The sequence below is a fragment of the Vibrio sp. 1751 genome, assembly GCF_033339895.1.
In the GTDB taxonomy this organism is placed as follows: Bacteria; Pseudomonadota; Gammaproteobacteria; order Enterobacterales; family Vibrionaceae; genus Vibrio; species Vibrio alginolyticus.
In genome coordinates this window covers 58161-65488 of record NZ_JAWOVM010000020.1, presented here as the reverse complement: position 1 = coordinate 65488, position 7328 = coordinate 58161, and the positions used below count along the sequence as shown (strand labels likewise).

4 protein-coding genes are annotated in these 7328 nt (G+C 44.9%); 3 read left to right on the top strand and 1 reads right to left on the bottom strand.

Translation table 11 applies throughout. The annotated features are described in order from the left end of the window. Positions 1-133: 133 nt before the first annotated feature. Positions 134-715, top strand: coding sequence for a Maf family protein (locus R7041_RS09510; protein WP_005380845.1), 582 nt, complete (start codon positions 134-136; stop codon positions 713-715). A 58-nt stretch (positions 716-773) separates the two neighbouring features. Here R7041_RS09510 and rluC read toward each other — a convergent pair whose 3' ends face one another. Beyond that, on the bottom strand, positions 774-1718 hold the full coding sequence (gene rluC / locus R7041_RS09505; protein ID WP_064369102.1) for a 23S rRNA pseudouridine(955/2504/2580) synthase RluC: 945 nt from the start codon (positions 1716-1718) through the stop codon (positions 774-776). Positions 1719-2357: 639 nt separating this feature from the next. Here rluC and rne point away from each other — a divergent pair. Both rne and R7041_RS09495 read left to right on the top strand, forming a co-directional pair. Beyond that, complete coding sequence (gene rne, locus R7041_RS09500; RefSeq protein WP_206949253.1) at positions 2358-5420, top strand: ribonuclease E; 3063 nt, start codon at positions 2358-2360, stop codon at positions 5418-5420. 332 nt (positions 5421-5752) lie between these two features. After that, positions 5753-7312 carry a SulP family inorganic anion transporter gene (locus R7041_RS09495; RefSeq protein WP_005380840.1) on the top strand — a complete coding sequence of 520 codons (1560 nt, stop codon included), beginning with the start codon at positions 5753-5755 and terminating at the stop codon, positions 7310-7312. Positions 7313-7328: the final 16 nt, after the last annotated feature.

Sequence of the window (7328 nt, the reverse complement as noted above, 5' to 3'; positions counted from 1 at the left end):
CTTCCAAATCAAAATTAGTCAAAGAAAAAGGCAAAAAAGTTGTACTTTTTTACGCTTAACATACAGAGCATTAGCCAGAATCATTTTTGATCTATTATCCTATTGGAAATGCTCCCACGAATTGTAATTCAAAATGAAAAATTACCAACTGGTTTTAGCCTCAACCTCCCCTTTTCGTAAACAACTGCTTGAAAAGCTCTCACTACCATTCGTTTGTTTATCACCTGATTGCGATGAAACACCTTTTGACCAAGAAACGCCAACTGAACTTGTGCAGAGACTGGCCCAAGAGAAAGCAATATCTTGCCAGACGGATAAAGCAAGTTTAGTTATCGGCAGTGACCAAGTTTGTGTCATTAATGGTGAAATCGTTGGCAAGCCTTTAAATAGAGATAACGCGATAAATCAACTTTTGGCTCAAAGTGGAAAAGTCATCACTTTCTATACTGGTCTTGCGGTACATAACACCGTGACAAACCATACAGAAGTCGGCTTTGATTCTTTCGAGGTGCACTTTAGAGATTTAACGCTTGAACAAATCGAACGCTACGTCGACAGGGAAGAACCTTTTTACTGCGCAGGCAGCTTTAAAAGCGAAGGCATGGGAATTTGTTTGTTTACGAAATTAGTTGGTAAAGACCCGAACACACTTGTCGGACTACCATTGATTGATTTGATTGATATGTTGCATGTTCAAGGACTCGATGTCCTTTAACCCAAATACGATAAAAGGGAGCCACAGGCTCCCTTTTGCATCCGCGAGGAAAACATGGTTACGCGTTTCTTAAACCCGCCAACACTTTTTCTAGTTTCGGTTCCATCGGTGCGTTGATTTCCATCCACTCATCATTTGATGGGTGTTGGAACTTGATGTTTGCCGCGTGTAGGAACAAACGATCTAAACCAACTTGACCTGTGTAAGCGTCAAAGCGACGATCACCGTAGCGATCATCCCAAGCGATTGGGTGACCAGTGTATTGCGTATGAACTCGTATTTGGTGAGTTCGACCAGTAATCGGACTCGCCTGAATCAATGTAGCTTGTTCGAACTTTTCCAAAATCTTAAAACGCGTTTCTGACGGCTTACCATTAGGGTTAACACGAACAATACTGTTCACTTCGTTTTTGAGCAGTGGCGCGTTCACAACCTTACAACTGCTTTTCCATTGCCCCATGACAAGAGCTAAGTAAAACTTCTTTACTGTCTTTTCACGAAACTGGGCTTGCAAGTGACGAAGTGCAGAACGCTTCTTAGCAACCAGCAAAATCCCTGAAGTATCACGGTCAATACGATGCACAAGTTCAAGAAAGCGAGCTTGAGGACGCAGAGCCCTAAGCGCTTCAATCGCACCAAACTTTAAACCACTGCCACCATGCACAGCGGTGCCAGATGGTTTGTTTAGAATCAACATATGGTCATCTTCGAAGATAATCATATTTTCCAACTCAGCGACTTTGTTAAGTTTCGTACTTGGTGCGACATCGTCATCTTTTTTCTCGACGGTCACCGGTGGAATACGAACGAGATCGCCTACTTTTAACTTGTACTCTGCTTTTATACGCTTTTTATTTACGCGCACTTCGCCCTTACGCACAATTCGGTAAATCATGCTTTTAGGAATGTCTTTTAATTGGTTGCGCAAAAAATTATCAATGCGCTGACCCGCCATATCTTCGTCGATGTCGACGAACTGGACTTTTGTTCTTATTTCGTTCATGGGCGGTATTGTAAACTCAATTTCGTGCGACTTCACATTATTCTTGTCGTAAAAGAAACACTCGGTGGCACAAACTGGTCTAAATTTCGCCAAGCTTTTGTTTAAATTATTAAAACTCTCAATCAAGTTCTCAATTTGTTTTCTGTCTTGAACAGTTTGCACATCTCAATTGCTTATGAAACAGCCAGTTATAAAATAGAAATTTTGAGTTTAGCGGCAAATTTTCTATCGTTTGCGTGAAAGCAGATTGCTGATAGCCACGCGCACTGCTATAGTTCACAGCTGCTAAGGAAGGTTTGGTTACATTTTATTCATTACCAATCATTTATCCTCAAGCAATGTGAGTAGATCGTTGAAGGTCGAGTGCAGCATTGGCGTGAGACACATCGAATTCAACACTCTTGCCACCCTACTCCTCGCATATTCACGTTGAGTACCTACCGCCCAAATAGCGGGTCACAAGTCTACGTTTCCAACAGAAACCACAAGAGGCTTGTGATGACTGAAGTGCCCGAGAGCATCCCCTTCCAGCCGGGAGGCTGCAAAATACAAGCCATGGGATCAGGCACCGTGAAAGAGCGAAAAAACAGTGGCAAGTCGACAAGAAAGATATAAAAGAAAAGACAACGAGAATTTTCAATGAAAAGAATGTTAATTAACGCAACTCAAAAAGAAGAGTTGCGTGTCGCTCTGGTTGATGGCCAGCGACTTTTCGATCTTGATATCGAGAGTCCAGGACATGAATCTAAAAAAGCGAATATCTACAAAGGACGTATCACACGTATCGAACCAAGCTTAGAAGCCGCATTTGTTGATTACGGCGCCGAGCGTCACGGTTTCCTCCCTCTTAAAGAAATTGCCCGCGAATATTTCCCTGAAGGTTACACCTACCAAGGTCGTCCAAGCATCAAAGAAGTGCTAACGGAAGGCCAAGAAGTTATCGTTCAAGTGGAAAAAGAAGAACGTGGAAGCAAGGGCGCTGCTCTTACTACTTTCATTTCTCTTGCTGGTAGTTACCTTGTTCTGATGCCTAACAACCCTCGTGCTGGCGGTATTTCTCGTCGAATCGAAGGTGACGAGCGTACTCAACTAAAAGCCGCATTAAGTACTTTGGAACTGCCTCAGGGCATGGGCCTAATCGTACGTACTGCTGGCGTTGGCAAGAGTGCTGAAGAACTTGAGTGGGATTTGAATGTACTACTTAACCACTGGGGTGCAATCAAAGGTGCAGCGGACTCTAACCCTGCTCCATTCTTAATCCACCAAGAAAGTAACGTTATCGTTCGTGCAATCCGTGACTATTTGCGTCGTGATATTGGCGAAATCTTAATTGATAGCAACACCATCTACGAACGTGCAAAAGAGCACATTCAATTGGTGCGCCCTGATTTCCTTAACCGCGTTAAGAAATATGAAGGCGAAGTTCCACTATTCAGCCACTACCAAATCGAAAGCCAAATTGAATCGGCTTTCCAACGTGAAGTGCGTCTGCCATCTGGTGGTTCTATTGTTATTGACCCGACTGAAGCACTAACGTCTATCGATATCAACTCTGCTCGTGCAACCAAGGGCGGTGATATTGAAGAAACAGCTCTAAACACGAACCTAGAAGCAGCCGACGAAATTGCTCGCCAATTACGTCTACGTGACTTGGGTGGCTTAGTGGTTATCGACTTTATCGATATGACCCCGGTTCGTCACCAACGAGAAGTAGAAAACCGTCTACGTGAAGCCGTTCGTCTTGATCGCGCTCGTGTACAAATCGGTCGTATTTCTCGCTTTGGTTTGTTGGAGATGTCACGCCAGCGCTTGAGCCCTTCTCTTGCAGAAGCAAGCCACCACATCTGTCCTCGCTGTAGCGGAACTGGTGTCGTTCGCGACAACGAATCTCTAGCACTTTCTGTACTTCGTTTAATTGAAGAGGAAGCGCTAAAAGACAACACAGCACAAGTACTTGCAGTCGTACCTGTGCCAATCGCCTCTTACTTATTGAACGAAAAACGTCGTTCAGTAAACCATATCGAACGCATTCAAGAAGTGAAAATTACGGTTGTTCCTAACTCTGATATGGAAACACCGCACTTTGAAGTTATCCGTGTTCGTGAAGGCGAAGAGTTCGATCTGATTTCTTACTTACTTCCTAAGAAACTGGAAGCGATGAAAGAAGCAGAAGGTAAAGAGCCAGCGGAAGTTGACGTAAAACCAAAACGAATTGAAGAGCCAGTTCTTAAAGGCTTTGCTGCTCCGTCTCAAACCGCACCTGCACCAGCAGCTAAACCAGATCCTGAGGCGAAGAAGAAAGAACAGAAAGTTGAACAAGAAGAGAAACCTGGATTGTTCAGCCGTCTGTTTAAAGCACTTGGTAGCTTCCTATTCGGTGGTTCTGAAGAAACAAAAGAAGAACAGAAACCTCAGGAAGAGAAAAAACCAAATCGCGATAATCGACGTAACAAACGTGATCGCAACGATCGTCGTCGCAATAACAACCAGCGCGATAATCGTGATAACCGCGACAATCGCGACAACCGACGTCGTCGTAAGCCTCGTGATGAGCAGGCTAATGAGCAAAACGAAGCTCAACAACAAACAAATAAACCGCAAAACCGTAACCAAAAGCGTAAACCTAAAGCTCAACAGGCAGATAAAGCCCAAGAGCAGAAAGCAAACGTAAAAGTAGCGGAAAAAGGTCTGCAGCTAGCAGCGGAAGCTCGTACTGAAACAAAACCAGAAGAGAGCAAACCGAAGCAGCAAAATGCGAAAGCAGAAAAAGTGAAAGAGCGCCGCCAACGTCGCAAATTGAACAAGTCTGTACGCGTTAAGGACCAAGAAGCGATTGAGAAGAAAGCCGAAGAAACAGCGGTTAAGACTCAAGAAACGGTTGAAGCTAAAGTTGAAAAGCCAACAGAAGCAGCGGTAGAGGCACAGCAAGACAACAAGCAAGCAGAGTCTAAGCAACGTCGTAATCGTCGTTCGCCACGTCACCTGCGTGCAAGCGGCCAGCGTCGTCGCCGTGGCCGTGATCGCCGCCCTAACCCGTTCCGCCTACGTAAGGGAGGTGTCGCTTCTCCTGAAATGGCTATGGGTAAAGTAATGCCACGTTACATTCCGAAACCAGCACCTAAGAAGGAAGAGCGAGTTAAGGAAGAAGCTGTAGCAGCAGTACCTACAATCCAAGGTGGCTTTGCGTGTCCAGAAATGGCAATGGGTAAAGTGATTATTCGTCGCGAGCAACCTGTCGTAACAGATGCTCCAGTTGTTGAACACAAGGTTCAAGAAACCGTGGAAGCTCCAGCAGTAGAAGCACCTGTTGTGGAAGCAGTAATCGCAGAAAAAACTGAATCGGCAGTAGTAGAAACAGCCTCTGTAGAGCCTATCGTTGAAACTCCTGCAACTGAACATGCTGAACCGGTTGATGCCATTGTAGAAACGGCACCAGCTGAAGAGCCTGTGGTTGAAGCAGCAAAAGAGATTGCAGCCGAAGCGCCAGTAGCTAAACCAGAGCCTAAAGTCGAAGCCATCAAAGTTGCTGCTAAGCTAAACGCTAGCGCACCGATGACGAAAGCACCTGGCCCTCAAGAGCTACGCGAAATCACGGTTGCAGCAGCGCCGTTCAAAACCGAACGTTACCAAGCTAAAGGTGCAGGTAGCCAAGTGGCTAAAAACCGTGCATCGGCAGAGATGACAAAGCCTAACTTTAACTAGGCTAAATCATTACGTTCAACTGCTTAACGGCATAAATAAATTAAAGGCTACCATCTGGTAGCCTTTTTTATCTTCATATTTGCCCAATAAATTGTTCATATAAATACCAATTCGTGATCACATTTGTACGCCATTATTCGTATCATTCTTGAACTTAATCACACTTTTCGGTAGCATGCGCCGACTCAAGTTTTCGACACCATTCTGATGCTGCTCTTTTAATACTACGGTTTACACTGCAATGTTTGATTAGAAATCAACCACTCAGTGGCTTGTGCAAGTACGAATATGTGTCGGGTTTAACTCATTGCAAAGAGAACTTAAAAACAAACATGTTCGAATTTCCCCAATTTTCTAAGCACTCCGTAAAAAATGATGTGCTATCAGGCTTAACCGTTGCGCTAGCATTGGTTCCTGAAGCTGTCGCATTTGCGTTCGTCGCAGGCGTAGATCCGATGGTCGGTCTTTACGCTGCATTCATCGTTGGTCTTATTACTTCCATTTTCGGTGGTCGTCCCGGCATGATCTCTGGTGCAACAGGTGCCATGGCAGTCGTAATGGTTTCGCTTGTCGCGACTCACGGTGTCCAGTACCTATTCGCAGCCATCATGCTCGCTGGTATACTTCAAATTGCCGCTGGTATGTTTAAATTGGGTAAGTTCATCCGTATCGTGCCTCACCCTGTGATGATTGGTTTTGTGAACGGTCTGGCTATTGTTATCTTCCTAGCTCAGTTGGGTCAGTTTAAAGCGCCAGATATCAACGGCATGCTTACTTGGCTACCACAAGACCAAATGCTACTAATGCTTGGTTTGGTTGCGCTAACTATGGCAATCATTCACTTTCTACCAAAAATCACAACGGCTGTACCCTCTTCACTTGTTGCAATCGTAACGGTGACTGCTTTAGTGGTTGGTTTGGATCTGGAAACTCGCACTGTTGTTGACTTCCTGCGTACAATGTCTGGTGATGAAGCTGCAACACTCGCAGGTTCACTACCAACCTTCTCTATTCCTGCGGTACCATTTACACTAGAGACACTACAAATCATTCTTCCATACGCGATCATTCTCGCGGCCATTGGTCTAATTGAATCTCTACTAACACTGACAGTTTTAGATGAGATGACGAATACTCGTGGTCAATCTAACCGCGAATGTATCGGTCAAGGTATGGCAAACATGACGTGTTCTGTGTTTGGCGCGATGGGTGGTTGTGCGATGATTGGTCAGTCGATGATCAACGTAAACTCAGGTGGTCGTGGCCGTCTATCTGGTATCGTTGCGGCTATCGCTCTATTGATGTTTATCTTATTCGCTTCTTCGCTAATTGAAATGATCCCACTCGCTGCTCTGGTTGGTGTGATGTTCATGGTTGTCATTGGTACATTCGAATGGGCAACATTTAAGCTAGCACGCCGCGTACCGAAGCAAGACTTCTTCGTTATTGTTCTTGTGACCGTTGTTACTGTTCTTACTGACCTTGCTGTTGCCGTAGCGGTTGGTGTTATCGTTTCTGCATTAATGTTTGCATGGCAACACGCTAAGCACATCTATGCCGACACGTGCTTAAACGAGGAAGGTTCAAAAGAGTACAAGATTCACGGCCCTATTTTCTTTGGCTCTGCGGCTAACTTCCTGGAGTTGTTTAACGCGCCTGAAGATCCAAAAGATGTGATTGTCGATTTTGCAGACTCTCGCGTGACTGATCACTCTGCAATTGAAGCCATTGAAACACTGGCTGAGCGTTACAATGCTCAAGGTAAAACGCTGCACCTTCGTCACCTAAGCCCAGATTGTCGTAAACTTTTGGACAAAGCTGGCAGCTTGGTTGAAATTAACGTGAAGGAAGACCCAAGCTACAAAGTCGCAACCGACATACTAGCGGGTTAACACGAATAAAAAGGGA